This is a genomic window from Pseudomonas sp. Bout1, from assembly GCF_034314165.1.
GTDB lineage: Bacteria > Pseudomonadota > Gammaproteobacteria > Pseudomonadales > Pseudomonadaceae > Aquipseudomonas.
In genome coordinates this window covers 6492907-6517654 of the sequence record NZ_JAVIWK010000001.1, presented here as the reverse complement: position 1 = coordinate 6517654, position 24748 = coordinate 6492907, and the positions used below count along the sequence as shown (strand labels likewise).

The window sequence follows — 24748 nt, the reverse complement described above, 5'->3', positions numbered from 1 at the left end:
TCGCACTCCAGCGGGAGCAAGCTCCCTCGCCACACAAGCCAGCTCCTACAATGGGTTGTGTCGCCCACAATGCGAGAACCCCATGCCTCAACCGCGTCCCTACAAAGTTGCACTCAACGGCTACGGCCGGATTGGTCGTTGCGTCTTGCGTGCTCTGTTCGAGCGAGGGGCGGCTGCCGGGTTTGAAATTGTTGCGATCAACGACCTGGCGGATATGGCCAGTATCGAATACCTGACACGCTTTGACTCCACCCACGGCCGGTTCCCCGGCGAAGTGCGGGTCGAGGACGACTGTCTGCATATTAATGGCAACTGCGTGAAGGTATTACGCAGTGCCACCCCCGAGGGCATCGACTGGGCGGCGCTGGACGTCGACCTGGTGTTGGAATGCTCCGGTGCTTATCACACCCGTGCCGATGGCCAGCGTTTTCTCGACGCCGGCGCGCCACGCGTATTGTTCTCCCAGCCGATGGCCAGCGAGGCGGATGTCGACGCCACCATCGTCTACGGCGTGAACCAGGATTGCCTGACCGGCGCCGAGCTGCTGGTGTCCAACGCCTCCTGCACCACCAACTGCGGCGTGCCCCTGTTGCGCCTGCTGGACCAGGCGATTGGCCTGGAGTACGTGTCGATCACCACCATTCACTCGGCGATGAACGACCAGCCGGTAATCGACGCCTACCACCATGAAGACCTGCGCCGCACGCGTTCGGCGTTTCAGTCAGTGATTCCAGTGTCTACCGGCCTGGCGCGCGGTATCGAGCGACTGTTGCCGGAACTTGCCGGGCGAATCCAGGCCAAAGCCGTACGGGTACCGACGGTGAACGTGTCGTGCCTGGACATCACCATGCAAACCGTCAGCGACACCGACGCCGGCGAGGTCAACCGGATCTTGCGCGATGCCGCCACCAGCGGCCCGCTCAAGGGGCTTTTGGCCTACACCGAGTTGCCGCATGCCAGCTGTGATTTCAACCACGACCCGCATTCGGCCATCGTCGATGCCAGCCAGACCCGCGTTTCCGGCCCACGGCTGGTGAACATCCTGGCTTGGTTCGACAACGAATGGGGGTTTGCCAACCGTATGCTGGACGTTGCAGAACACTACCTGCAAACAGCCTCTCCACAACTTTAGCTCTCAGGAATTGCCCCCCATGACCGTGTTGAAGATGACCGACCTCGATCTGCAAGGTAAGCGCGTACTGATCCGCGAAGACCTCAACGTCCCAGTCAAGGACGGTGTTGTCACCAGCGATGCGCGAATCCTGGCCTCGCTGCCGACCATCAAGCTGGCCCTGGAAAAAGGCGCGGCCGTGATGGTCTGCTCCCACCTGGGTCGCCCGACCGAAGGTGAGTTCTCGGCAGAAAACAGCCTCAAGCCTGTAGCCGACTACCTCAGCAAGGCCCTGGGCCGCGACGTGCCGCTGGTCGCCGACTACCTGAACGGCGTGGACGTGAAGGCCGGCGACATCGTGCTGTTCGAAAACGTGCGCTTTAACAAAGGCGAGAAAAAGAACAGCGACGAACTGGCCCAGCAATACGCTGCCCTGTGCGACGTGTTCGTGATGGATGCCTTCGGTACCGCTCACCGTGCCGAGGGTTCGACCCACGGCGTGGCCAAGTTCGCCAAAGTCGCCGCGGCTGGCCCGTTGCTGGCCGCTGAACTGGACGCCTTGGGCAAGGCGCTGGGCGCTCCGGCCCAACCGATGGCCGCCATCGTTGCCGGCTCCAAGGTGTCCACCAAGCTCGACGTACTCAACAGCCTGAGCCAGATCTGCAACCAGCTGATCGTCGGCGGCGGCATTGCCAACACTTTCCTGGCCGCTGCCGGCCACCCGGTGGGCAAATCGCTGTACGAGCCGGACCTGCTGGACACCGCCCGCGCTATTGCCGCCAAGGTCAGCGTGCCGCTGCCGGTAGACGTGGTAGTGGCCAAGGAATTCGCAGAAAGCGCCGAAGCTACCGTCAAACTGATCGCTGACGTAGCCGCCGACGATATGATCCTGGACATCGGCCCGCAAACTGCAGCCAACTTCGCTGAACTGCTGAAGTCGTCCCGGACCATCCTGTGGAACGGCCCGGTGGGCGTGTTCGAGTTCGACCAGTTCGGCAACGGCACCAAAGTACTGGCCCACGCCATTGCTGAAAGCTCGGCTTTCTCCATCGCAGGTGGCGGCGACACCCTGGCGGCCATCGATAAATATGGCGTTAGCGATCAGATCTCCTACATTTCTACCGGTGGTGGTGCATTCCTCGAATTCGTCGAAGGCAAGGTACTGCCGGCGGTTGAAGTGCTGGAAAGCCGGGCGAAGGGCTGAGGCACTTGCCGGGGAAAAGGAGCATTGCGATGATCAAGTCGTTGGCACTGGTGATCGCAGCGGGCCTGTTGGCCGGCTGCGGCAGCGCGCCGAAAGCGGCGCCCGAGGCTGATAAGCCCGGGGCTGCGCCGCGAAAGAGTTGCTACCAGGCCGATTGGCAAGCCGAAACCATGCCGGTGATCAACAAGCGCATCGGGCCTGACGGGTTGGAGAAATACGATTCCCCGCCCAAAGGTCAGGAACAGGGTTGCCCTTGACGGGTCTGATTCAATAACCGACAGCAGCGGTGGCCGCAGGCAGCCGCTTGAGGATTGGCAATGAAAGGCGTTTTCGCCCTGGCAGCACTGGCTTTATTGGCCGGATGCACCAACCTGAACATGTTCGACAAGAAGGCAGAGCCGGTAGACAAGTGGACCACCTGGACCTGTGACAGCCAGGCGCAAGTCAACTGGCGCTTTGCCGACCAGGCCCGCACCCAGGTGGATGTGCGCCTCGGCGGCTCAGACCAGGTGTATCGCCTCAAGCAGGACGTGGCGGCTTCGGGCGTGCTGTACAGCGACGGCCAGTTGGCGTTTCACACAAAAGGTGAGGAAGGCCTGGTTTACTGGGTTGCCACCGACGATTTGATCGGGCGCGGCTGTAAAGCTCAATAAAGCGCCGCGATAACCTGTAGGAGCCGGCTTGCCGGCGATAGCGTCAGCCACCATCGCCGGCAAGCCGGCTCCTACAGGCAGGTTTAACGATTAAGCAGGGCAGGCATTGAAAGCCTGACCTTCAATAACTTGAATAGCAGCCGCCGCTACGGCAGGCTTGCACGATTAACGACCCTCGACCGGGAGAGAGACTCACAATGGCACTTATCAGCATGCGCCAGATGTTGGACCACGCAGCCGAATTCGGCTATGGCGTTCCAGCCTTCAACGTCAACAACCTTGAGCAGATGCGCGCCATCATGGAAGCCGCTGACAAGACTGACTCTCCAGTGATCGTCCAGGCTTCGGCCGGCGCGCGCAAATACGCCGGTGCCCCGTTCCTGCGTCACCTGATCCTCGCCGCGATCGAAGAATTCCCGCACATCCCGGTGTGCATGCACCAGGACCACGGCACCAGCCCTGACGTGTGCCAGCGCTCCATCCAACTGGGCTTCAGCTCGGTAATGATGGACGGCTCCCTGGGCGAAGACGGCAAGACCCCAACCGACTACGAATACAACGTACGCGTTACCCAACAAACCGTAGCCATGGCTCACGCCTGTGGCGTTTCGGTTGAAGGCGAGCTGGGCTGCCTGGGTTCGCTGGAAACGGGCATGGCCGGGGAAGAAGACGGCATCGGCGCCGAAGGCGTACTGGATCACAGCCAAATGCTGACCGACCCGGAAGAAGCTGCTGACTTCGTGAAGAAGACCCAGGTCGACGCCCTGGCCATCGCCATCGGCACCAGCCACGGCGCGTACAAGTTCACCAAGCCGCCTACCGGCGACGTGCTGGCCATCGACCGCATCAAGGAAATCCACAAACGCATCCCTAACACCCACCTGGTGATGCACGGTTCTTCCTCGGTACCGCAAGAGTGGCTGGCGATCATCAACCAGTACGGCGGCGACATCAAAGAAACCTACGGCGTGCCGGTTGAAGAAATCGTCGAAGGCATCAAGTACGGCGTGCGCAAGGTCAACATCGACACCGACCTGCGTTTGGCGTCCACGGGTGCGATGCGTCGCCTGATGGCCACCAACCCGAGCGAATTTGACCCACGTAAATTCTTCGGTGCTACCGTGACTGCCATGCGTGACGTGTGTATCGCACGTTACGAAGCCTTCGGTACTGCGGGCAACGCTTCGAAGATCAAGCCGATCTCCCTGGAAGCGATGTACCAGCGTTACCTGAAAGGTGAGTTGAACGCCAAGGTCAACTAAGCCTTACGCGTTAATGAAAAGCCCGCAGCGATGCGGGCTTTTTTGTGGCTGAAATTTGATCAGGCGGCTGCGGGGGCGTCGAAGCCGCGGTATTCGATGACGCGGAATACGTCGCTTACGTCCTGCAGCGGAGCTTCGCTGTCGATCAGGAGTACCGGGTATTCGGTGGCTGTTTCGGTGCAAGGGGTGAAACGGCGGGGTGGGAGTTGTGGCTTCATGGCAAATCCTTAACTCAAAAGAAAATTGGCCACCGTTTGCTGCGAAACAAATAGGGTGGCAGCTGTACGCGGGTTCGCAGACCGAGGAGTTAAGACCCGGCAGACCCGAAGGTCTCCCACGTACAACCGCCATAAAAAGCCGAGCATTGGCAGGACTGCCTATGTCGTATTTTGACGGGTACGGTATTAACTCTGTAGGGCTGCGAAACCCTGTCGCCGTTCAATGCCGGCGACGGGGCGAACTATAAGCGGCGCTCCGGTTCACCGCAACGGCCCTGTAGGGCACAGGACCCATGTGGGAGCCGGGCTTGCCCGCGATGGCGGTGTGCCAGTCGAAGAATAAGTTGGCTGATACACCGCCATCGCGGGCAAGCCCGGCTCCCACAGGGATAAGTGGTGTTTAAGCGATTGTGTTAATCACCGAATGATCCCTCGGTCCATAGGACAATGCCTACGAGATGTGAGGAGACTTAGTTCTCCACCAGCACCTTCGGATTCGAGTTACCCCACACCGTATATAGATCCGCCAGCAGCGCACCGTTGATGTCTTCAACTTCCGCCTGGCTGGTCTCTACCGCGCCCTGCTTGCCGAACAACACCACCTCATCGCCGCTCTTCACGGTCGGTACGTCGGTGACATCCACCATCAGCGTGTTCATCGACACCTTGCCCACCACCGGCACACGGTGCCCGTTGATCAGTACGATACCTTTGTTGGTAAACGCCCGGCGATAGCCGTCGGAATAACCCACGGTGATGTTCGCCAGTTTCGAATCCCGCGCCAGGGTGTAAGTGCGGTCGTAGCCCACGGTGTTGCCTTTCGGGTAGCTGTTGACCGACGCCACGTGGGATTTGAACTGCATCACCCGCTTGTATTCGGTGAACGACGGCACGGTATCGCCAAACAGCAGGCCGCCCGGGCGAACCATGTCCAGCCGCGACTCGGGCACTTCCAGGGTGGCGAAGGAGTTGGCGGCGTGCAGGGTGATTTTGCTGCGGTCGAGCTGGGCGACGTTGATCAGCCAGTTGGCTTGTTCGTTGAACGCCTTGAGGCCGGTGCGCACGTCGGCGGCATCTTCGACGGCGAAGTGGGTCATGATCGCCTTCACTTGCAGGTTCGGCACCTTGGTAATGGCAACGGCGTCGCGCCGGCCTTGGGCGGTGGTCATTTCCACGCCGTTGCGGCTCATGCCGCTGGAGTTCAGGCCCAGGTGCACGACCAGCGGGCGGCCGTGGTTTTCGGCGATCATGCTGGCGCGCACGGCGAAGTCCAGATTGCCCACCAGCTCTTCGACGTTATACGGCAACGCAGCTTCCAGCTCGCTCAGGGCGGCAGTACGTACGCGGATCAGTTGGCCCTTGAAGCCGCTTTCACGGACCACGCGGGCTTCTTCGTTGCTGGCGATGCCGACGCAGGGCACGCCCAGTTTGATCACCGAGGGCATCAGCAAACCGATGCCGTGGCCGTAGGCATCCGCCTTGAGCACGGCGCAGATTTTCGACTTGTCAGCGAGGCTGGCTTGCAGGGTGCGGATGTTGTTTTCGAAGGCGACTTTGTTGATTTCGACCCAGGCGTTGCTGTCCTGGATATTGACCTGGGCCACCCCGTCGGCCATCGACAGTGGCGGGGCGGCGAAGGCCGGGTTTTGCAGCAGAGCCATGCCCAGAGAGAGGGCGAGCAGGGTGCGGGAAAAGGGCATTGGGCAGTCTCCATGACTTTCTTATAGGGGGGTAGTGCGCGTGTGCGGCGCCATACTCGGATTGTCCTACAAGAAAGTCGAGACCCTGGGTCGCGGTTCTGTCCTAAAGCGTCGTGGGACCGGTCGCTGAAGCGAATCAGCGTCAGTCGTGGTCAATGTCCAGCTTGGCAAACGTCACCCGGGCGCCCTCCTTGCTGTTGCCGCTATTGTCCTGCACGTAGGCCCCGGCCTTGAAGTACAGCGGCTGTTTGCCCCACGCCGCGCCAATGCGTTCGTTCCACTGCCCGCTGGCGGCGTCGACGCTCAACAGGCCGGCTTTGTTCAGGTGGATGACGTAGGTGAAGTCACGGCCCAGGGGCACGTTTTCGGCAACGATGATGACCCGGCCTTCGGCTTCGTCGGGGCGCATGCGCACCTTGGCGACGATGTTGCCGGTCTGGGTTTTTTCCTTGTATTGGTATTCGACCTTGATCAGCGGTTTCTGGCTGTCATAGGCGTGGATTTGACCGATGACGATCTTGCCGGAGGACGGCACCTGGTTGACTGCCAACGTGGCACGCAGGAAGTTATCGGCGTCGCTGTACAGCCAGTTGCGCAGGCGGCCATCGGCGTAGGTTTCGCGCAGTTCGCTACGGGGGTAAATGGCGTTTTCGGTACGCGTGCCGGTGACCGGGGTCCAGAATTGCACGCTGCTGCCTTCGGCCTGGAAGTATTGGTCTTTGAACCCGCCGAGCAGTTTCGGGGTGTCGATGGTCGAGGGCGGGGAGCCGACGGGGATGCTCAGGTTCCAGGTGGACAGATCAATCATTGAAAGCGCCTTAAACAGGGGAAAAGGTTGCGGCGGGTGTGCAGTTACTTTCTTTATAGGTGGCTGGAAATGGATTGTTAATGATTTTGTGGCGGATTGTTGGCGTCAACTAAATGTCAAAAAGCCATGTTTCCCGTAAAACGGGGGCTGTAGACACTGACCGTTAGTCGGTTGGCTGGAGTTTGGCGCAGTGATGGCACTGCCATCGCTTCTGCTTTTAGGGATCCGGGGCTAGAGTGAGGCCTTATTGTTTGTCCGGTTTTGTCGCAAAATTGACCGGAAGACGCCGACGGAAGAGAAGCAGCAATGGAATGCGCTCCAATCAAGCCTCGCGATGGGTGTTCAGTGCTTTTGGTGGTCGATGACTATCCCGAAAACCTGATCAGCATGCGTGCGCTATTGCAGCGTGAAGACTGGCAGGTGGTCACCGCAGCGTCCGGCGTTGAAGCCCTGGGGTTGCTGCTCGAACATGACGTCGACCTGGTGTTGCTGGATGTGATGATGCCCGGCATGGACGGGTTCGAGGTGGCCCGGCTGATGCGCGGCAGCCAGCGCACGCAACTGACCCCGATCATCTTTCTCAGCGCCCACGCCCAGTCGCCGGCGGCGATGCTGGAGGGGTACGCCAGCGGCGCAATCGACTACCTGCTCAAACCCTTTGACCCCAATATCCTCAAGCCCAAGGTCCAGGCGCTGCTGGAGCACCAGCGCAACCGCCGTGCCTTGCAGCGCCTGAGCCATGACCTGGAGTCGGCCCGGGCCTTCAACGCCTCGGTGCTCGACAACGCCGCCGAAGGCATCCTGGTGGTGGGCGAAGACGGCGTGATCAGCTACGCCAACCCGGCGATTTCGCGGCTGTTGAACGCCCCGGTTGCCGAGTTGCAGGGCGCCGAGTTTCTCGACTTTCTGCAAAAGCCCCACGTGCCAGGCTGGTCCGACTCTGCGTTGTATGAAGGCTATAAGCGCGGCGAAACCTGGCGCCTGCATGACGCTATCCTGCGCACGGCGCCGGGCCAGCAACTGCCGGTGGCTATGTCGTGCGCGCCGTTGCCGGCCGAGCAAAAAGCCATGGTGGTGACCGTGCTGGACATGTCCGAGGTGCGCCACCTGCACCAGCAACTGGAGTTCCAGGCGGTTACCGACCCGCTGACCGGCTTGCTCAACCGGCGCGGGTTTCACCAGGCGGTGGAGAATGTGCTGTTGCGCAGCGAGCGTAACGAGCTGTCACTGGTGTTGTTGTACCTGGACCTCGACGGGTTCAAACGGGTCAATGATTCCCTCGGCCACGACGCCGGTGACCGGGTGCTGCGCTGGGTCTCCGAGCAGTTGACGGCGTGCCTGCGCTCCTACGACATTCTCGGGCGCATGGGCGGTGATGAATTTACCGCACTGCTGGAGCTGGAATTTCCGGAGCAGGCGGCCAAGATTGCGGAGAAACTGATCGAACGGGTGTCGATCTGTCAGCAGGTGGACGGCCTGGATGTGATGCTGGGCGTCAGTATCGGCATCGCCACCTTTCCGGACTGCGGCTCGGACATCAACGGCCTGCTGCGCGCAGCGGACGTCGCCATGTACGAAGCCAAGCGCGCCGGGCGTCAGCAATATCGCTATTACGATCAGGAAATGAACGGCCGTGCCCGCTCCCGCCTGATGCTTGAAGACAGCGTGCGCAGCGCCATCGACAGCAAGGATTTCACCCTGGTGTACCAGCCGCAGGTGTCGTTGCACGACGGCCACTTGCGCGGCGTCGAGGCGTTGCTGCGCTGGCAGCATCCGAGCGTCGGCGACGTGCCGCCGGGGCTGTTCTTACCGTTGCTGGAGGAGGCGCGGCTGATCAGCCAGTTGAGCACCTGGATCTACCAGCAGGTGGCCGCCCAGCGGCACGCGTGGAAAACTGCGTTCAGCGATGAGCTGGTGTTGAGCGTGAGCTTGAGCAGCAGCCAGTTCAACATGCCGAACTTGGCCAGCCAGCTGCAGCAGGTGCTGGAGCGACATGGGTTGCGCGGCCGGCAGCTTGAGGTGGAGATCAGCGAAGAAAGCCTGATGCACAACCTGGATGAGTCCACCAAGCAGCTCAAGCTGTTGCGCCGGGTTGGAGTGCGAATTGCCCTGGATGATTTCGGCGCGGGCAATTGCTCCCTCGCGCACCTGCGGGACCTGGAATTTGACACCCTCAAGCTCGACCCAAAGCTGGTTGCGCGCCTGCCAGGCTCATCCCGGGACGCGGCGATGGCGCGGAGCATTATCGAGCTGTGCCGGCATTTCGAGCTGCTGGTGATTGCCGAGGGTGTCGAAACTCAGGAGCAAGCGCAGTGGCTCAAAGACAACGGTTGCCAGTTCATCCAGGGACCGCACGTGGCAGCACCGTTGATGGCCGATGACGTCGCCAACTGGCAGCTGCGCGCAGCGCCCCGCTGAATTCGCTACACTGGCGCCCATTCAAATACCCGTTGTTGACCCCATGACCGCGCTGAAATACCTCCAGGCCTACCCCGCAGCATTGCAGGAGCAAGTGCGCCAGTTGATTGCCAAGAACCAACTGGGCGATTACCTCACCCAGCGCTACCCCGAGCGACATGGCGTGCAGAGCGACAAAGCCCTGTACAGCTACGCCCAGGCCCTGAAGCAGGAACACCTGCGCAACGCCCCGGCGATCGACAAAGTACTGTTCGATAACCGCCTGGACCTGACCCACCGCGCCCTCGGCCTGCACACCACGATCTCCCGGGTGCAGGGTGGCAACCTCAAGTCGAAGAAAGAAATCCGCATCGCCTCGCTGTTCAAGGACGCCGCGCCTGAGTTTCTGCGCATCATCGTGGTACACGAACTGGCGCACTTCAAGGAATCGGACCACAACAAGGCGTTCTACAAACTCTGTGAATACATGTTGCCAGGCTACCATCAGGTGGAATTCGACCTGCGGGTATACCTGACCTGGCGGGACATGCAGGGCAAGCCCTAACCTTCAAAGGCGATCGAGCATGGATGTGAGCAAGACCAAAAGCAGCTTCTACCGGCGCCTGTATGTGGCCTATCTGATCGACAGCCAGTTGGCCAGCAGCGTGCCGGCACTGACCGAGGTCACGGGCATGCCCCGGCGCACCGCCCAGGACACGATTGCGGCGTTGGCGGATTTGGACATTGTGTGTGAGTTTGAACAGGAAGACGGCGCCCGTAACCATGCCGGGCGCTATCGGATTCGTGAGTGGGGCGCGATTGACCGGCGCTGGATCGAGGCGAACCTAAGCCAGATCAAAGCTGTCCTGGATTACCCCTGACCCTGTGGCGAGGAGGCTTTTCCTGTGGTGAGGGGGCTTGTCCCCCGTTGGGCTGCGAAGAGGCCCCAAAAAAGCGGGAGCGCTGCGCACTCCAACGGGGGACAAGCCCCCTCACCACAGGACAAGCCCCCTCACCACAAGAGCCCAGTGCCTAGGGACGACGCATTCCGATATGTGGAATGTCATCCTCAAGGTATTCCTCACCGGCCACCACAAACCCGTACCGCCCGTAATACCCCTGCAAATGCGCCTGGGCCGACAGGTAGATCGGCACGTCGGGCCACTGTTTCTGCGTCTGCCTGAGGGCTTCGTCCATCATCTGGTGGCCCAGCCCGGTACCCCGCGCGCTCGGCGCAACGATCACCCGGCCGATCACCACATCACCACCCTGGGATTCAGGATCCAGCAGGCGCAGGTAGGCCTGCAATTGACCGTCGCTCCAGGCCATCAGGTGATGGGTATCGCCGTCCAGGTCCTGGCCGTCGATGTCCTGGTACACGCATTTCTGCTCGACCACGAACACCTCCGCGCGCAGGCGCAAAATCGCGTACAGCTGCTCCTTGCCCAGGTCACTGTGATGTTTGCAAACCCATTCGACTGTCATGGTGTTCTCTCGGCTAATTGTCTGGTCAGGATAGTAAGCGCGCACGCGCCGAGTGTCTAAGCTGTGGTTTTTTGTGAATGGCGTCAATTTGCCATCATTGAGTGCATTCGCCGCTGCCGTCTTTGTGTAATCTGCGGTGCAGGCTCATTGATGAGCTACTGTTAAACCCTCGGGTTCATCCCTGAGGTCAGGCCATAGAATGCCCGCCAAGGACTTGAGCATGCCGCGATTTTCTCGTGCCGTTGCTTTGATCGGTTTGTTGTTGCTGGCCCAGGGGGCAGCGGCAGAACGGTTGCGCCTGGTAGCGGATGCCTGGCCGCCGTTTACCGATGCCACCTTGGTCAATGGCGGGTTGGCCACCGACATCGTAACCACTGCCCTGGCCCGCGCCGGCTACGCCAGCGACTTTGAACAGGTGCCCTGGGCCCGGGCACTGATGGGCGTGGGCGATGGGCGTTACGATGTGCTGGTCAACGCCTGGTACGACGATGCGCGTACTCAGTTGGGGCAGTTTTCTGGCGAGTACTTGCTCAACCGGGTGCTGTTTCTCAAGCGCCGGGATGATTCCATCGAGTACCAGAACCTGCAGCAATTGCACGACTATCCCGTCGCAGTGGTACGGGGATACGCTTATTCGGCGGCGTTTGACGCCGATGTGCAGTTGCAGAAAGTCCCGGTGCATAACTTCGCCATGGCCGTGCGCATGCTGGCAGCCCACCGGGTACGGCTGACGCTGGAGGATGAATTTGTTGCCCGTTACTACCTGGCGCGCGAGTCGGCCACCGTGAGGAACTCGGTGGAGTTTTTGCCGGTGCCGCTGAGTGAGAACAGCCTGCACATTCTAGTCAGCCTGAAAAACCCCCGGCATGCGGAGATTGTTGCCGGTTTTGATCGGGAGATTGCCAGGATGAAGGCGGATGGCAGTTATGCCCGGCTGATGAAGCAGCATGGGATGTAGCGAGGCTGAGGGCCCCATTGCGGGCAAGCCCGGCTCCCACACTTGACCGCATTCCAAAGGTGGAACCCGGTCAAGTGTGGGAGGCTGGCTTGCCTGCGATGGCGATTCAGGCTTCGCTGGTGTCTTTGATCAAGTGGGCTGCCAGTGTACGCAATGGCCCCAGTTGCCGGCAGATCAGCGCCAATTGCGTCTGCACCAACCGCTGCCCTTCATCAATCTCATCCGGCATTTGCTCCAGCTCCACCGCCAGCGCTTCCTCCGCATCGCTTTGGATCGCGATCGGCTGCTTGTTGGCCAGCCCCGTGGCGATCTCGTCAATGCTCGCGGCCAGCGCCTTCCCGGCGCCGTCGATCAAGTGCTCGCGCACCTCTGGCGGCAGCTGGGTTTCGCGGTGTGCGCCAAGCCCCGACAGGTAACTGAGCAGGGTGTGGGACAGCACCAGGAACCTGAACCCCACATCCGCTTCCTTACGGAAATGCCCCGGCTCCATCAGCATATTCGCCAGGGTGGTGGACAGCGCGGCGTCGGCGTTGTGCGCGTTGCGCCGGGCCAGGCGGTAAGCCAGGTCGTCGCTTTTGCCGGCGGCATATTGCTGCATGATCTGGCGCAGGTAGATGCTGTTGCAGGTCAGGGTATTGGCCAACACCTTGTTCAGGCGCCGGCCTTGCCAGTCCGGCAGGAACAGGAACACCGCCAGCCCGGCGATCAGGCTGCCGAGCAAGGTATCGAACAGCCGTGGCAGGAACAGCCCGTAGCCGTCGCCCACCTGGTTGAAGCAGAACAGCACCATCAGCGTGATCGCAGCGGTCGCCAGGGTGTAGCGGGTGGTGCGGTTGATAAAGAACACCAGCCCGGCGGCGATGGCGAACATCGACTGGATCAGCGGGTTGGGAAACAGGTCGAACAGCGCCCAGGCGATGGTCAGGCCGATGGCGGTGCCGATGATCCGCTGGCCCAGCTTGCGCCGGGTGGCGCCGTAGTTCGGCTGGCACACGAACAGCGTGGTGAGAATGATCCAGTAGCCCTGGGACGGGTGGATCAAGTGCACCATCCAATAACCGATACTCAGCGCCAGCGGCAGGCGCAGGGCGTGGCGGAACAGCAACGAAGTCGGCGTCAACTGCGTGCGCAGGCGGGTCCACATTTCCTTGAGGTTGCGCGGGGCACGGTCCAGCAGGCTGCTGTCGGTGGCATCGGCCAGGCTGTCGGGGTTGGCGGCGTCGCCGAGCAGGCGGTCCAGTGTGGACAGGTTGGCGGCCAGGGCGCGCAGGGAGCGCAGCAGGCCGCGCCAGGCCGGGTTGCTCTGGATACGCAGGTGTTCCAGGGAAGCATTCAGGTCGCCCAGGGCTTCGGCAAAGCTGTCGTCATAGACGAAGGGCTGGCGCAGCTGGATCGACTCGGCGAGTGTCTGGCAGGCCTTGCCTTGCTGGCGTAGCAGGCGCTGGCAGCGGAACAGCACGTCGCTGTGGAAGAAGGCTTCGGCGAGTGCGTTGTAAGGGTAGTGCGAGGAACTGGCGCGCTCGTGGATGTCCTGGGCCAGGAAGTACAGCTTGAGGTAGCGGCTGACCTTGGAGCCCGGGCGGCCATTGCCGACGCGGTGCAGGATGATTTCCTTGGCGGCGTTCAGTGCCGCCACCACCCGGCCATTTTGCTGGGCCAGTTCCAGGCGCCGCGCTTCCACATCCAGTTGGCGGATCGGTTCGAACAACGACGACTTGAGCTTGAGGTAACGCCCCAGTTCACGAAACAGCCGTGCCAGGCTCTGCTGCACCGGCTGGTTGGAAAACAGCACCTGCCAGAGCACCGAGAGTGCGCCATACCACGCAGCACCGGCCACCAGCAGCAAGGGTTCATGCCAGAAGTCGGTAACCGCGCCACCGCGCTGGTCCACGCCGATCATGGTGTAGACCGAGAGAATCAGGGTGGCCGAAGCGATCGCTCCATAACGCTCGCCCAGCGCGCCGAGCATGGTCAGGCCGAAGCTTGAGAGCGCCAGGAAAATCGCAAAGATCCACGGGTAGGGGAAGAGCAGTTCGACGGACAGCGCTGCGGTGCTGAAGCACACCAGTGTCACGGCCAGGGCATTGAGCCGGCCTTGCCAGTTGTCATCGGTCTCGGCCAGGGCGCTGGCGATAATCCCCAGAAACAACGGGATCAGCAACGCCATTTCATTCTGGTACCAGCACAGCGCCATGCTGCCGGTCAGGGCGATGAATACCCGTACGCTGTAACTGAACTTATCCAGTGCCCAAAGGCGCCGCATGGACTGCTTGAAGGAGGTAGATGACATGAAGTCTGGGGTCTTCCGGGACGATGCCGCTAAATTGAGCTATCAAGGACGCCACGGCAAGCGTGGCGATCACATCCGACAGCAAAATTTATTACAGGCATTCTCTCAAGAACACCCCAAACCAATGTGGAAGCTGGCTTGCTGTGGCGAGGGAGCTTGCTCCCGTTCGACAGCGCAGCTGGAGCCGGCTTTTTGGGGGCGCTTCGCACCCCAGCGCAAGCAAGCTTGCTCGCCACAGTAAGGCCTCTCCCACCGTTTGACCGAGTACATCCTTGAATCAGGCAAATTGGGCAGCGGCATATCCGGAAGCCCATGCCCACTGGAAATTGAACCCACCCAGGTGACCGGTCACATCCAACACTTCCCCGATGAAGTACAAACCGGGGCTTTTCAGGGACTCCATGGTCTTGGACGAGACTTCCCGTGTGTCCACGCCACCCAGGGTGACCTCGGCGGTGCGATAGCCTTCAGTGCCCGCCGGCACCAGTTGCCAGCGCCCCAGTTTGCCGGCGATGTCGGCAATCTCGGCATGGGAGTACTGCTTCATCGGCTTGGAAGCGAACCAGGTTTCGGCCAGCAGGTTGGCCATCTTCTTGGTGAAGATCTCGCCCAGCAGGGTTTTCAACTCGCTGTTCGGGCGTTCCACCTGTTGCTCTTGCAGCCAGGCATGAGCGTCGTGGTCGGGCAGCAGGTTGATTTCCACGGTGTCGCCGGATTCCCAATACGAAGAAATCTGCAAGATCGCCGGCCCGCTCAGGCCACGGTGGGTAAACAGGATGTTCTCGCGAAAGCTCTGGTCGTTGCAGCTCACCAGGCAGTCCACGGACGTGCCGGACAGCTCGCCGCACAATTCCTTGAGCTGGTCGGTGATGGTGAACGGCACGAGCCCGGCGCGGGTCGGCAGCAGTTCATGGCCGAATTGCTTCGCCACTTGATAGCCAAAGCCGGTGGCGCCCAGGGTCGGAATCGACAGCCCACCCGTGGCGATCACCAGCGACTCGCAACTCAGCTCACCCAGGGTGGTTTGCAACTGATAGCCGGTGTCGAGCCTGGCGATCTCCTGCACCGAGGTGTCCAGGTGCATGCTCACGCCGACCTGAATGCACTCATCGAGCAGCATCCCGAGGATGTCACTGGACTTGTTGTCGCAGAACAGCTGGCCGAGTTTTTTCTCGTGGTACGGCACGCCGTGCTTGGCCACCAGCCCGATGAAATCCCACTGGGTGTAGCGGGCCAGGGCGGACTTGCAGAAGTGCGCATTGTGGGAGAGGAAGTTGGCAGGCTCGGTGTACATGTTGGTGAAATTGCAGCGGCCACCGCCGGACATCAGGATCTTTTTGCCGGCCTTGTTCGCGTGGTCGATCAACATCACCTTGCGCCCACGCCCGGCGGCGGTCAGTGCACACATCAAGCCTGCGGCGCCGGCGCCAATGATCACAACTTCGGTCGAGCGCACAGCCATGTCCTCACAAAAATATTGATCTGAAATGCAATCAAATGTGGGAGCTGGCTTGCCTGCGATGGCATCAACTCGGTCAATCTGTCAGACCGAGTCGCCTGCATCGCGGGCAAGCCCGGCTCCCACATTGATTCGGTTCCTTCAACAGGAACGCGGTTTTTTTACAGGATACGCACGCGCAACGAACGGCCTTTGATCTTGCCGTCATTCAAGCGCTGCAGCGCCTGCTTGGCGATGCCACGTTCCACGGCCACGAACGCCTGGAAATCAAAGATCGCGATCTTGCCCACCTGGGCACCCGGAATCCCGGCGTCACCGGTCAGTGCGCCAAGGATGTCGCCCGGGCGAACCTTGTCTTTACGGCCAGCGGCAATGCACAGGGTGCTCATCACCGGCAGCAACGGGCCGCCGCTCTGCGGCTTGAGGTTGTCCAACTGGTCCCAGTTCAGCGGCGACTTCTGCAGTTGCTCGATGGCCTGGGCGCGGTGCGCTTCGGACGGTGCAACCAGGCTGATAGCGATGCCGGTCTCACCCGCGCGACCGGTACGGCCCACGCGGTGAATGTGGATTTCCGAGTCGCGGGCCAGTTCGACGTTGATCACCATGTCCAGTGCATCAATGTCCAAGCCGCGGGCGGCAACGTCGGTGGCGACCAGTACCGAAGTACTGCGGTTGGCGAACATCGCCAGCACCTGGTCACGGTCGCGCTGTTCCAGGTCGCCATGCAGGCCGACAGCAGAGATGCCCTTGGCGGTCAGGTGGTCCACGGTTTCCTGCACTTGCTGCTTGGTAAAGCAGAAGGCCACGCAAGAAGCCGGGCGGAAATGCGCCAGGACCTTGGTCACCGCGTCCATGCGCTCTTCTGGAGAAATTTCGTAGAAGCGCTGCTCGATCTGATCGTCCGAGTGGAAGGCTTCAGCCTTGACCTGCTGCGGCGCGCGCATGAATTTGGAGGCCAACTGCTTGATGCTCACCGGGTAGGTGGCCGAGAACAGCAGGGTCTGGCGGCGGGCCGGGGTCTTGCTGATGATGTCTTCGATGGCGTCGTAGAAGCCCATGTCGAGCATGCGGTCGGCTTCATCGAGGATCAGCGTGTTCAAGCCGTCCAGAACCAGCGAACCCTTGCGCAGGTGCTGCTGGATGCGGCCCGGGGTGCCGACGATGACGTGGGCGCCGTGTTCCAGGGAAGCGATCTGCGGGCCGAGGGACACGCCGCCGCACAGGGTCAGCACTTTGATGTTGTCTTCGGCGCGGGCCAGTCGGCGGATTTCCTTCGCCACCTGGTCAGCCAGCTCGCGGGTCGGGCACATCACCAGTGCCTGGCAGCCGAAGTAGCGCGGGTTGATCGGGTTCAGCAGGCCGATGCCGAAGGCCGCGGTTTTGCCGCTGCCAGTCTTGGCCTGGGCGATCAGGTCCAGCCCTTTGAGGATCACCGGCAAGCTTTGCGCCTGGATCTGCGTCATCTCGACATAACCCAGCGAGTCGAGGTTAGCCAGCATGGCGGCGGACAGGGGCAAAGTATTAAAAGCGGTGGCGATGGTAGTCACGGGACTGGCTCTGCAAAACAAAATGTCGCGCAGTGTACCAGCCTCGTGGGAATTTCCCTGCAAGTTCTAGACGAGACGCCTGTTAATGCTCAATGTCGTGCTCGCGGCTGACCATCCGTTTGCCGTCTTTTGGCGACAATTGCAGGAAGATCGCCGCCGCCAGCATCGCCATGATGCCTACGGTGACGAAGGTCAACTGGAACGCCCCAAGCACCGTGTCGACCCCGTCATTGCCCACTTCGGCGGTAAAACCGCCCAGCAGCGCCCCGGCGCAGGCCACCCCGAGGCTCAGGGATAACTGCGCCACCACCGACAGCAAGCTGTTGCCGCTGCTGGCCTGGGCGTCGTCAAGATCGATCAGGGTCACCGTGTTCATCGCGGTAAATTGCAGCGAGTTGATCGCCCCAAGTATCGCCAGCATGCCCAGCAGCAACGGGTAGGGTGTGTGCTCACTGACCAGGCCCATGCTCGCCAGCATAATCCCCAGTGCCAGGGTGTTGCCGGTCAGCACCACGCGGTAGCCCAGGCGCTCGATCAACGGCCGGGCGATGGACTTGGCAAACATCGCCGCCGCCGCCAGCGGCAGCATGCTCATCCCTGCCTCGGAGGGCGAATAACCCAGCGCCACCTGCAACAGCAGCGGCACCAGGAACGGCAACGCGCCACTGCCCAGGCGGGCGAACAGGTTGCCGAGGATGCCCACGGCAAAGGTCCGGGTCTTGAAGAGCACCGGCGAGAACAGCGGGTTATCGATATGCCCGGCCCGCAACCAATACGCCGCCAGGCACGCCAGGCCGCCGAACAGCAGCAACATCACCCGCAGGTGCGGCAGGTGCAATTCGCCAAGGCCTTCCATGGCGATGGTGATCAGCACCATCGCGGCGCCAAACAGCAGGAAACCCACGCCGTCGAACCGCGTGCGTTCACTGCCGCGAAGGTCAGGGATGAGTTTCCACACGGCGTAACACCCGATCATGCCCACCGGCAGGTTGATCAGGAAGATCCAGTGCCAGGTCAGGTATTGCACCATCCAGCCGCCCATGGTCGGGCCGAGCAACGGGCCGAGCAGCCCGGGAATGGTGATGAAACCCATGATGCGTACCAGCTCCGAACGCGGGTAGGCGCGCAGCACCACCAGCCGGCCCACCGGCAACATCAAGGCGCCGCCCAGGCCCTGGATCACCCGGGCGCCCACCAACATGGTCAAGGTGCTGGAGAGCGCGCAGAGCAACGAGCCAATGCTGAACAGCATGATCGCGCCGAAGAAGATCTTCTTGGTGCCGAAGCGGTCGGCCACCCAGCCCGAGGCCGGGATCAGCAAGGCCACGGTGAGCATGTAGGCGATGACCACGCCTTGCATGCGTAGCGGGTTCTCCGCCAGGTCTCGGGCCATGGCCGGCAGGGCGGTGTTCAGAATCGTCCCATCCAGCGACTGCATGAAGAAGGCAATCGCTACCACCCAGGGTAGCCAGCGGGCGGTCTTGGCATCGAGAGGGGCACGATTGGGCATGAGTTACCTTTTTTGTTAGCAGCCTATGTGTCGGCGATTATGCGCCATCGGCAGCTCCTTTTCCCACTGGCGGTTCGTCTATATCTGACAACGCCACGTGTTTGCCCACCAGGAAATCGAGTAGCGAGCGATGCACTGCCAGCGCGGCTTCGCGGGATTCCAGGTCGAGCAAATGGCCGGTGTGCTCGGCCGTGGCGAAGCTGCTGCGCCCTACGTATTTTTTGAATAGTTGGGCTTCGTCTGCCGGGGTGTATTCGTCCAGCACACCGTTGAGGAAGTGCACCGGGGTTTCGATTTGGGTCAATTGCGGCAGGTAGTTGCCGTCACCCAGTGCCAGCACCTGGTGGATATGGAAACGCGCCTGGCGGTACTCGGTGGTGGCCATGGTGGACAGGTGCCGGTGGTTGTTGCGCTTGAGCCGGGGCGACAAGTACTTGCCGACGGTTTCGTTGAGCAAATGGCCGACAGCGGATTTGTCATCAGCCTCGATCAGCACCCGCACCCGTTCTACGTATTCGAGCATGGCCTGGTTGAGGTTGGGCGCCAGTGCCATCACCACCGAGCTTTCAATCGACGGCGGGTTATGGGCCAGGGTCAGCAGCGTGGAAATCCCGCCCCACGAGGCAGACACCAGATGGTTGACCTGAAAGCGCTCCACCAGTGCCCGCAGGATTTGCACTTCATCGTCCTTGGTCACAAGGTCGAGGTCGGCGTTGTGCGGGCGCGAATAGCCGGAGAACGGCAAGTCGAACATCAGCACATTGAAGTGCTCGGCCAGGCACTTGCTGGTGCGGGCAAACGAGCGGGTGGTGGACAGTGCGCCATTGACCAACAGCACGGTTTTTTTTCTGGGTGGTTACCAAGCTGCTCTACGTGGACGTTGTAGTGTTTGAACAGCTTTTCAATGACAAAACTTCCATGGTTCATGTCAACGCTCCAGCTTGCCCTATCCCGGGCAAGGTCATGCATCACTTGCGTGCAAGTGGGTTGAGGACGGCGGGGTGTTGTTTGAATTTTTTTACCGCGCGGACGTGGCTAGGTGCCACCAACCTTTATAACGAGGTTTTTCGCGAGCGACAACTGGCCGGGCGGCCAGGTGTCTGGAATGGGGTTTTGCGGCTGGGCTCGATCAAAATCTGGAATGCGTTCAACTGTGGGAGCTGGCTTGCCTGCGATAGCGCAGTGTCATTTAGCACATCTGGCACTGATACACCGCTATCGCGGGCGAGCCCGCTCCCACATGGGTGTTGCGTTGTTTATAAAGTGAGGGTCAGGCGTTTTACCAGCGCCCCCGGCAATAGGTTGGATGAGGTATTGCGCTGGCTATACGTACTCGCCGACAGCAGCAACTCCCGATCAGCGGTCAATGCCTCCAACTGCGAGCCCAGCAGGCTGTACACGCTGTCATCAAAACGCATGGTGCTGACCGGCGCCTTGATCTCGCCGTCCTCGACCCAGAACGTGGCGAAGCGGGTCATGCCGGTCAGCCGCGCGGCCGGTTGGTCGGAGTAGTTCAGGTACCACAGGTTGCTGATGTACAGGCCGGTGCCCAATTGCTTGAGGATATCGGCCTGGGCCAGGTTGCCGGCCGCCATCTGCAAGGCGCTTGGGGATTCGTCGCTGCTGGCGCCGTTGGTGCTCAAGCCGTATTCGGCGGCGCTGCGGGAGTTCACCAGTTGGCCTTCGGCCTTGCCGGCGCGGATCAGCATCACGTCATTGCGCGGGTAGCCATCGCGGGAAAACGCCGAGCTGAGGGAGCCGCTGACGTGTTCGTCAATGGCCACCTGCGGGCTCAGGGACTGGTCGCCGGCATACAACCGTTGCAGCGGGCTGCCCTTGCTGGCGATGGCCTGGGCGGAAAAACCGCCCCAGGTCAGCATGCTGATGATCTCTTCCATGGCCGCCGGGGCCAGGTAAGCGCGGTATTGCCCGGGTGCCAGCGGGTGCAGCGGGCGCCCGAGGAACTCCAGTTGCTCGCGGGCCTGCTGGAAACGCTGGGCGAAGGCCGCACTGTCCCAATCGTTACCGGCGTAGCTGGCTTTTACCGCTTCGCCGTTGGCATGGAACAGGCTGAAGTCGAAATTAAAACTGTTGGCCTGGTGCCAGCCGAAGGCGCCTGAAGAACTGGCAAAGCCACGGCTGATGGGGCCGGCAGCGTAGAAGCCGACCATGTCCACGCCTTCGGCGGCTACGCCGATTGCTTCCAGCACCTGGGCCAGGTCGGGCAGTGGTCGGTCCTGCTGGTCCTTGTTCTGCCAGGCGTTGTGGTTGAGCAGCAGGTACGGGTCCTGCGGCAATAACGGCAAGGTCTCGCGCAGTTGTTGCAGGCCGTCGGCCAGGCGCTGGCGATCCAGTTCAGGCTCGCCCGCGAGGGTGATACCCAGGTCGGCGTGGCGCCCGTCGTTGATCAGCTTCAGGTTCAGGCTGGCCTGTTGCACCTGCCCGGCCTGGCGCACTTTGCCGTGGTTGAAGCGCACAAACTCGGAGGATTCGTCGGCGTAGCCGAGGTGGAATTGTTCGTTGTCGGTGATGGCCTGCTTGAGCCAGTCCACCAGCGCTTTGAAATGCTTCATCAGGCGTCCCCCCCGAATACATCCACGTTGCTGAATACACAGGCTGGCGACGCATGGCCGACGCGGATCACCTGGTTAGGCTCGCCCTTGCCGCAGTTGGGCGTGCCCAGCACCTTGAAGGTGCTGGCGTCGCCGACGGCGCTGAGGTTGCGCCAGAACTGCGCGGAAATCGCCCGGTAGTTGGGGTTCTTCACCACGCCTTTGAGTTCGCCGTTTTCAATCAACTGGCCCCATTCGCAACCGAACTGGAATTTGTTGCGCGCGTCATCGATCGACCAGGAGCGGTTGGTGGACATCAGGATGCCGTTCTCGATACCGCCAATCAGCTGCGCCATGTTCTGGTCGCCGGCCTCGATATTCAGGTTGGCCATGCGGTCGATCGGCGCGCGGTTCCAGCTGCAGGCGCGGCTGTTAGCCACGCCTTGCATGCCGGAGCGGTATTGCGACAACGCACCGCCCAGCGGCTTGAGCAGCAGGCCTTCGCGGATCAGGAATTGTTTGCTCGCCTGGGTGCCGTCGTCGTCATGCCCGTAGCTGGCGAGCTGTTCTGGAATGTCCGGGTCGAAGGTCACGTTGAGCAGGGGGGAGCCGTATTGCAGGTGGCCGAAGTCGCTGGCCTTGACGAAGCTGGTGCCGGCGTAATTGCGCTCATCGCCCAGGATGCGGTCCAGTTCCAGCGGGTGGCCGATGGACTCGTGGATCTGCAGGATCATCTGGTCGGGCATCAGCAGCAGGTCGCGCGGGCCTTGGGGTGTGTTCGGTGCCAGCAGCAGTTGCAGCGCCTGGTCGGCAACCTGCGGCGCGGCGCCCACCAGGCCGAAGCGGCTGATCACGTCGAAGCCGCCTTGCTGGCCAAAGTTGGTGCCACCCAGGGTGCGGGTCTGGCTGTCGTTACCGTCGTAGGCTGTGACGTTGACCCCGGGGAACACAAACCGCTGGGCCTGGCGCAGCTCGGCGCCGGCGCTGTTGAGGTAGATCTGCTCGACGTGGGTGGTGCCCAGGCTGACTTCCCAGTTCACCAGGCGCTCGTCCTTGGGCACGGCGGCCGATTCGGCACCGAGCAATTGGTAGCAATCACTCAAAGACGGGAAGGGTTGGTCGAGGCCGGGTGACAGGTAGTCGGCGATGTCGCTGGACACCGGCTGGTCGCGCAGGTCGAGCAGGGCGTGGGGCTTGATCAACCGGGCTTGCTGTTCGGCACGCTCAAGGGCGGCTTGCAGGCCGGGCAGGGAAATGTCGTGGGTGGCGGCGTAGGCTTCGACGCCATTGAGGCGCACGGTGAGCATCGCGCCTTCGTCCTGGCTCAGGTGTGGCGGCTCGGCGACGTTCTTGCGTACCGACAGGTACTGGCCGGACTCGCGGACGTAGCGCAGGGAAAAGAATTCGGCGCTGGTGCGCAGGGCACTGAAGTGCTTTTTGAGTGTGGCGTGGTGTTCGAACATGGGGCCTTCCTTGTGGGCGGCTCGGCGCGGGCAGGCGAACAGAGTAGGCCTGGGCTGGGAGCTGATCAAGGAAAGGTGATCACCTGGGGTGAGTGAGTTTGTTGTGGTGAGCGGGCTTGTTGTGGTGAGCGGGCTTGCCCCGCGCCGGAGGGCGAAGCCCTCCCAATCCAGGCACCGCTGTTTTTCATGAGAATCTCGGTTGCCGGTAGTGGGGCTGCTTCGCAGCCCGGCGCGGGGCAAGCCCGCTCACTACAAGGTGGGCGGTTACTGCGCGGTAGGGCTCACTTCACGCAGCGGCTTGCCACGCGCTGGCGCATCGCCCGCTACGTAGTAATCCGCAGTGCTGCGCGGCAGGGGCTGGCGGCCACGGATCTTGTCGGCGATTTTCTCGGCGATCATGATCGTCGGCGCGTTCAGGTTACCGGTGGTGATGATCGGCATGATCGACGCATCCACTACGCGCAAACCCTGCATGCCATGCACACGGCCTTCGGTGTCAACCACGGCCATTTCGTCGGTGCCCATCTTGCACGAGCAAGACGGGTGGAACGCGGTCTCGGCGTGCTCGCGGATAAACTTGTCGAGTTGCTCGTCGGTCTGCACGTCGATGCCCGGGCTGATTTCGCGGCCACGGTATTGGTCCAGTGCCGGCTGTTGCATGATTTCACGGGTCAGGCGGATGCCGTCGCGAAACTCCTGCCAGTCCTGCTCGGTGGCCATGTAGTTGAAGAGGATGCTCGGGTATTCGCGCGGGTTCTTCGACTTCAGCTGTACGCGACCACGGCTCGGCGAACGCATGGAGCCCATGTGCGCCTGGAACCCGTGCTCTTTCACCCCGTTGCTGCCGTTGTAGTTAATCGCCACCGGCAGGAAGTGGTACTGGATGTTCGGCCAATCGAACTCTTCACGGGTACGGATGAAACCGCCCGCTTCGAACTGGTTGCTGGCGCCGATGCCGGTACCGTTGAACAGCCACTCGGCACCGATAGCCGGCTGGTTGTACCAGAGCAGCGACGGGTACAGCGACACCGGTTGGGTGCACGCGTATTGCAGGTACAGCTCAAGGTGGTCCTGCAGGTTTTCGCCGACGCCCGGCAGGTCGTGGACCACCGGGATGTCGAGGCTTTCCAGCAGTTTTGCCGGGCCAACGCCGGAGCGTTGCAGCAGTTGCGGCGAAGCGATCGCGCCACTGCACACCAGGACTTCCTTGCGGGCACGGGCTTCAACGCGCTCTTCAGCGGCGCCGATCAGGTAGCGCACACCAACGGCGCGCTTGCCTTCAAACAATACCTTGTCGGTCAGGGCGTGGGTGACGATGGTCAACGTCGAGCGCTTCTTGGCCGTGTCCAGGTAACCGCGCGCGGTGCTGGCGCGACGACCATTTGGCGTCACGGTACGGTCCATCGGGCCGAAGCCTTCCTGCTGGTAGCCGTTCAAGTCTTCGGTACGCGGGTAACCGGCCTGTACACCGGCTTCAACCATCGCGTGGAACAGCGGGTTGTTGCCGGCTTTGGGCGTGGTCACGCTGACCGGGCCTTCGCCACCGTGGTAGTCGTTCGGGCCGATGTCGCGGGTTTCGGCCTTACGGAAATACGGCAGGCAGTCCAGGTAGGTCCAGCTTTCCAGGCCCGGGAGTTTCGACCAGTTGTCGTAGTCCATTGCGTTGCCGCGGATGTAGCACATGCCGTTGATCAGCGAGGAGCCGCCCAGGCCCTTGCCGCGACCGCATTCCATCCGGCGGCCGTCCATGTGTGGCTCTGGATCGGTTTCGTAGGCCCAGTTGTAGCGACGGCCCTGCAGCGGGAACGCCAGTGCGGCCGGCATTTGGGTACGAAAATCGAAACGGTAGTCCGGGCCGCCGGCTTCCAGCAGCAGGACGGTGACGCCTTCGTCTTCGGTCAGACGGGTCGCCAGGGTGTTACCGGCAGAGCCGGCACCCACAATGATGTAGTCGTATTCTTGGGACATAAATGCACCCTCATGTAAGTGGTTCAAGCTGCTTTTGTGGCGAGGGAGCTTGCTCCCGCTCGACTGCGCAGCAGTCGCAAAATCAGCGAACGAGTTCGGTCTGGCGAACTGCGATGCCTGGGATGGGGCTGCTGCGCAGCCCAGCGGGAGCAAGCTCCCTCGC

At 61.6% G+C, this 24748-nt stretch carries 20 protein-coding genes and 1 pseudogene; 9 read left to right on the top strand and 12 right to left on the bottom strand.

The window, feature by feature from the left end; translation table 11 throughout:
• The first annotated feature begins 82 nt into the window (after nt 1-82).
• The 5 genes from epd (at nt 83) to fba (ending at nt 4230) form a co-directional block, all read left to right on the top strand.
• Nucleotides 83-1132, top strand: a complete 1050-nt coding sequence (gene epd / locus RGV33_RS30220) for an erythrose-4-phosphate dehydrogenase (RefSeq protein WP_063026588.1) — start codon at nt 83-85, stop codon at nt 1130-1132.
• Between the two features lie 19 nt (nt 1133-1151).
• A complete protein-coding gene (locus tag RGV33_RS30215) occupies nt 1152-2315 on the top strand; it encodes a phosphoglycerate kinase (protein WP_322148064.1) in 1164 nt (387 codons plus the stop codon).
• Between the two features lie 29 nt (nt 2316-2344).
• Complete coding sequence (locus tag RGV33_RS30210) at nt 2345-2572, top strand: hypothetical protein (RefSeq protein ID WP_322148063.1); 228 nt, start codon at nt 2345-2347, stop codon at nt 2570-2572.
• Between the two features lie 60 nt (nt 2573-2632).
• Nucleotides 2633-2968 (top strand): MliC family protein, encoded by a 336-nt coding sequence (locus RGV33_RS30205; protein WP_017476464.1) that lies wholly within the window; start codon nt 2633-2635, stop codon nt 2966-2968.
• A gap of 197 nt (nt 2969-3165) precedes the next feature.
• Nucleotides 3166-4230, top strand: a complete 1065-nt coding sequence (fba, locus tag RGV33_RS30200) for a class II fructose-bisphosphate aldolase (RefSeq protein WP_003177554.1) — start codon at nt 3166-3168, stop codon at nt 4228-4230.
• A 59-nt stretch (nt 4231-4289) separates the two neighbouring features.
• Here fba and RGV33_RS30195 read toward each other — a convergent pair whose 3' ends face one another.
• The 3 genes from RGV33_RS30195 to RGV33_RS30185 form a co-directional block, all read right to left on the bottom strand.
• Nucleotides 4290-4448, bottom strand: a complete 159-nt coding sequence (locus RGV33_RS30195) for a hypothetical protein (RefSeq protein WP_322148056.1) — start codon at nt 4446-4448, stop codon at nt 4290-4292.
• A 470-nt stretch (nt 4449-4918) separates the two neighbouring features.
• The gene (alr, locus tag RGV33_RS30190) at nt 4919-6148 is read right to left on the bottom strand and encodes an alanine racemase (protein ID WP_322148055.1); all 1230 of its coding nucleotides are present in this window, start codon (nt 6146-6148) and stop codon (nt 4919-4921) included.
• A 142-nt stretch (nt 6149-6290) separates the two neighbouring features.
• On the bottom strand, nt 6291-6956 hold the full coding sequence (locus tag RGV33_RS30185; protein WP_322148054.1) for a polysaccharide lyase family 7 protein: 666 nt from the start codon (nt 6954-6956) through the stop codon (nt 6291-6293).
• 306 nt (nt 6957-7262) lie between these two features.
• Between RGV33_RS30185 and RGV33_RS30180 the strand changes: the two genes are divergently transcribed.
• Genes RGV33_RS30180 through RGV33_RS30170 form a run of 3 tightly spaced genes read left to right on the top strand, consistent with a single transcriptional unit; the run spans nt 7263 to nt 10234 of the window.
• Complete coding sequence (locus RGV33_RS30180; RefSeq protein ID WP_322148053.1) at nt 7263-9374, top strand: putative bifunctional diguanylate cyclase/phosphodiesterase; 2112 nt, start codon at nt 7263-7265, stop codon at nt 9372-9374.
• Nucleotides 9375-9417: 43 nt separating this feature from the next.
• On the top strand, nt 9418-9918 hold the full coding sequence (locus tag RGV33_RS30175; RefSeq protein ID WP_322148052.1) for a M48 family metallopeptidase: 501 nt from the start codon (nt 9418-9420) through the stop codon (nt 9916-9918).
• A 19-nt stretch (nt 9919-9937) separates the two neighbouring features.
• Nucleotides 9938-10234: a winged helix-turn-helix domain-containing protein gene (locus RGV33_RS30170; RefSeq protein WP_322148050.1), complete on the top strand. Its 297-nt coding sequence runs from the start codon at nt 9938-9940 to the stop codon at nt 10232-10234.
• A 151-nt stretch (nt 10235-10385) separates the two neighbouring features.
• On the opposite strand, the gene RGV33_RS30165 is transcribed toward RGV33_RS30170, so the two are convergent.
• Nucleotides 10386-10838, bottom strand: a complete 453-nt coding sequence (locus tag RGV33_RS30165; RefSeq protein ID WP_322148049.1) for a GNAT family N-acetyltransferase — start codon at nt 10836-10838, stop codon at nt 10386-10388.
• A 220-nt stretch (nt 10839-11058) separates the two neighbouring features.
• Here RGV33_RS30165 and RGV33_RS30160 point away from each other — a divergent pair, with 220 nt between their 5' ends.
• Nucleotides 11059-11796, top strand: coding sequence for a substrate-binding periplasmic protein (locus RGV33_RS30160; protein ID WP_322148048.1), 738 nt, complete (start codon nt 11059-11061; stop codon nt 11794-11796).
• A gap of 106 nt (nt 11797-11902) precedes the next feature.
• Here RGV33_RS30160 and yccS read toward each other — a convergent pair whose 3' ends face one another.
• From yccS to betA, 8 genes and pseudogenes are all read right to left on the bottom strand, one after another.
• Nucleotides 11903-14086: a YccS family putative transporter gene (yccS, locus tag RGV33_RS30155; RefSeq protein WP_322148047.1), complete on the bottom strand. Its 2184-nt coding sequence runs from the start codon at nt 14084-14086 to the stop codon at nt 11903-11905.
• Nucleotides 14087-14363: 277 nt separating this feature from the next.
• Nucleotides 14364-15542, bottom strand: a complete 1179-nt coding sequence (locus tag RGV33_RS30150) for an NAD(P)/FAD-dependent oxidoreductase (protein ID WP_322148046.1) — start codon at nt 15540-15542, stop codon at nt 14364-14366.
• A gap of 164 nt (nt 15543-15706) precedes the next feature.
• Nucleotides 15707-17044, bottom strand: a complete 1338-nt coding sequence (dbpA, locus tag RGV33_RS30145; protein ID WP_237151081.1) for an ATP-dependent RNA helicase DbpA — start codon at nt 17042-17044, stop codon at nt 15707-15709.
• Between the two features lie 130 nt (nt 17045-17174).
• A complete protein-coding gene (mdtD, locus tag RGV33_RS30140; protein ID WP_322148045.1) occupies nt 17175-18602 on the bottom strand; it encodes a multidrug transporter subunit MdtD in 1428 nt (475 codons plus the stop codon).
• A 37-nt stretch (nt 18603-18639) separates the two neighbouring features.
• A pseudogene (locus RGV33_RS30135) lies at nt 18640-19529 on the bottom strand (alpha/beta fold hydrolase).
• A 329-nt stretch (nt 19530-19858) separates the two neighbouring features.
• Entirely contained in the window at nt 19859-21175 is a 1317-nt protein-coding gene (locus RGV33_RS30130; protein ID WP_322148043.1) for a TldD/PmbA family protein, read from the bottom strand.
• Nucleotides 21175-22617, bottom strand: coding sequence for a TldD/PmbA family protein (locus RGV33_RS30125; RefSeq protein ID WP_322148042.1), 1443 nt, complete (start codon nt 22615-22617; stop codon nt 21175-21177). Before RGV33_RS30125 ends, RGV33_RS30130 begins: the two co-directional genes overlap by 1 nt.
• Nucleotides 22618-22881: 264 nt before the next feature.
• Complete coding sequence (gene betA / locus RGV33_RS30120) at nt 22882-24585, bottom strand: choline dehydrogenase (RefSeq protein WP_322148041.1); 1704 nt, start codon at nt 24583-24585, stop codon at nt 22882-22884.
• Nucleotides 24586-24748 lie beyond the last annotated feature (163 nt).

Bases quoted from the DNA above. Each gene is read 5' to 3' on its own strand.
- RGV33_RS30180 (WP_322148053.1), top strand. From the start codon at position 7,263: ATGGAATGCGCTCCAATCAAGCCTCGCGATGGGTGTTCAGTGCTTTTG.
- RGV33_RS30125 (WP_322148042.1), bottom strand. From the start codon at position 22,617: ATGTTCGAACACCACGCCACACTCAAAAAGCACTTCAGTGCCCTGCGC.
- alr (WP_322148055.1), bottom strand. From the start codon at position 6,148: ATGCCCTTTTCCCGCACCCTGCTCGCCCTCTCTCTGGGCATGGCTCTG.
- mdtD (WP_322148045.1), bottom strand. From the start codon at position 18,602: ATGCCCAATCGTGCCCCTCTCGATGCCAAGACCGCCCGCTGGCTACCC.
- yccS (WP_322148047.1), bottom strand. From the start codon at position 14,086: ATGTCATCTACCTCCTTCAAGCAGTCCATGCGGCGCCTTTGGGCACTG.
- RGV33_RS30185 (WP_322148054.1), bottom strand. From the start codon at position 6,956: ATGATTGATCTGTCCACCTGGAACCTGAGCATCCCCGTCGGCTCCCCG.
- RGV33_RS30170 (WP_322148050.1), top strand. From the start codon at position 9,938: ATGGATGTGAGCAAGACCAAAAGCAGCTTCTACCGGCGCCTGTATGTG.
- fba (WP_003177554.1), top strand. From the start codon at position 3,166: ATGGCACTTATCAGCATGCGCCAGATGTTGGACCACGCAGCCGAATTC.
- RGV33_RS30210 (WP_322148063.1), top strand. From the start codon at position 2,345: ATGATCAAGTCGTTGGCACTGGTGATCGCAGCGGGCCTGTTGGCCGGC.
- RGV33_RS30160 (WP_322148048.1), top strand. From the start codon at position 11,059: ATGCCGCGATTTTCTCGTGCCGTTGCTTTGATCGGTTTGTTGTTGCTG.
- RGV33_RS30205 (WP_017476464.1), top strand. From the start codon at position 2,633: ATGAAAGGCGTTTTCGCCCTGGCAGCACTGGCTTTATTGGCCGGATGC.
- dbpA (WP_237151081.1), bottom strand. From the start codon at position 17,044: ATGCTGGCTAACCTCGACTCGCTGGGTTATGTCGAGATGACGCAGATC.
- RGV33_RS30165 (WP_322148049.1), bottom strand. From the start codon at position 10,838: ATGACAGTCGAATGGGTTTGCAAACATCACAGTGACCTGGGCAAGGAG.
- RGV33_RS30130 (WP_322148043.1), bottom strand. From the start codon at position 21,175: ATGAAGCATTTCAAAGCGCTGGTGGACTGGCTCAAGCAGGCCATCACC.
- RGV33_RS30195 (WP_322148056.1), bottom strand. From the start codon at position 4,448: ATGAAGCCACAACTCCCACCCCGCCGTTTCACCCCTTGCACCGAAACA.
- betA (WP_322148041.1), bottom strand. From the start codon at position 24,585: ATGTCCCAAGAATACGACTACATCATTGTGGGTGCCGGCTCTGCCGGT.
- epd (WP_063026588.1), top strand. From the start codon at position 83: ATGCCTCAACCGCGTCCCTACAAAGTTGCACTCAACGGCTACGGCCGG.
- RGV33_RS30175 (WP_322148052.1), top strand. From the start codon at position 9,418: ATGACCGCGCTGAAATACCTCCAGGCCTACCCCGCAGCATTGCAGGAG.
- RGV33_RS30215 (WP_322148064.1), top strand. From the start codon at position 1,152: ATGACCGTGTTGAAGATGACCGACCTCGATCTGCAAGGTAAGCGCGTA.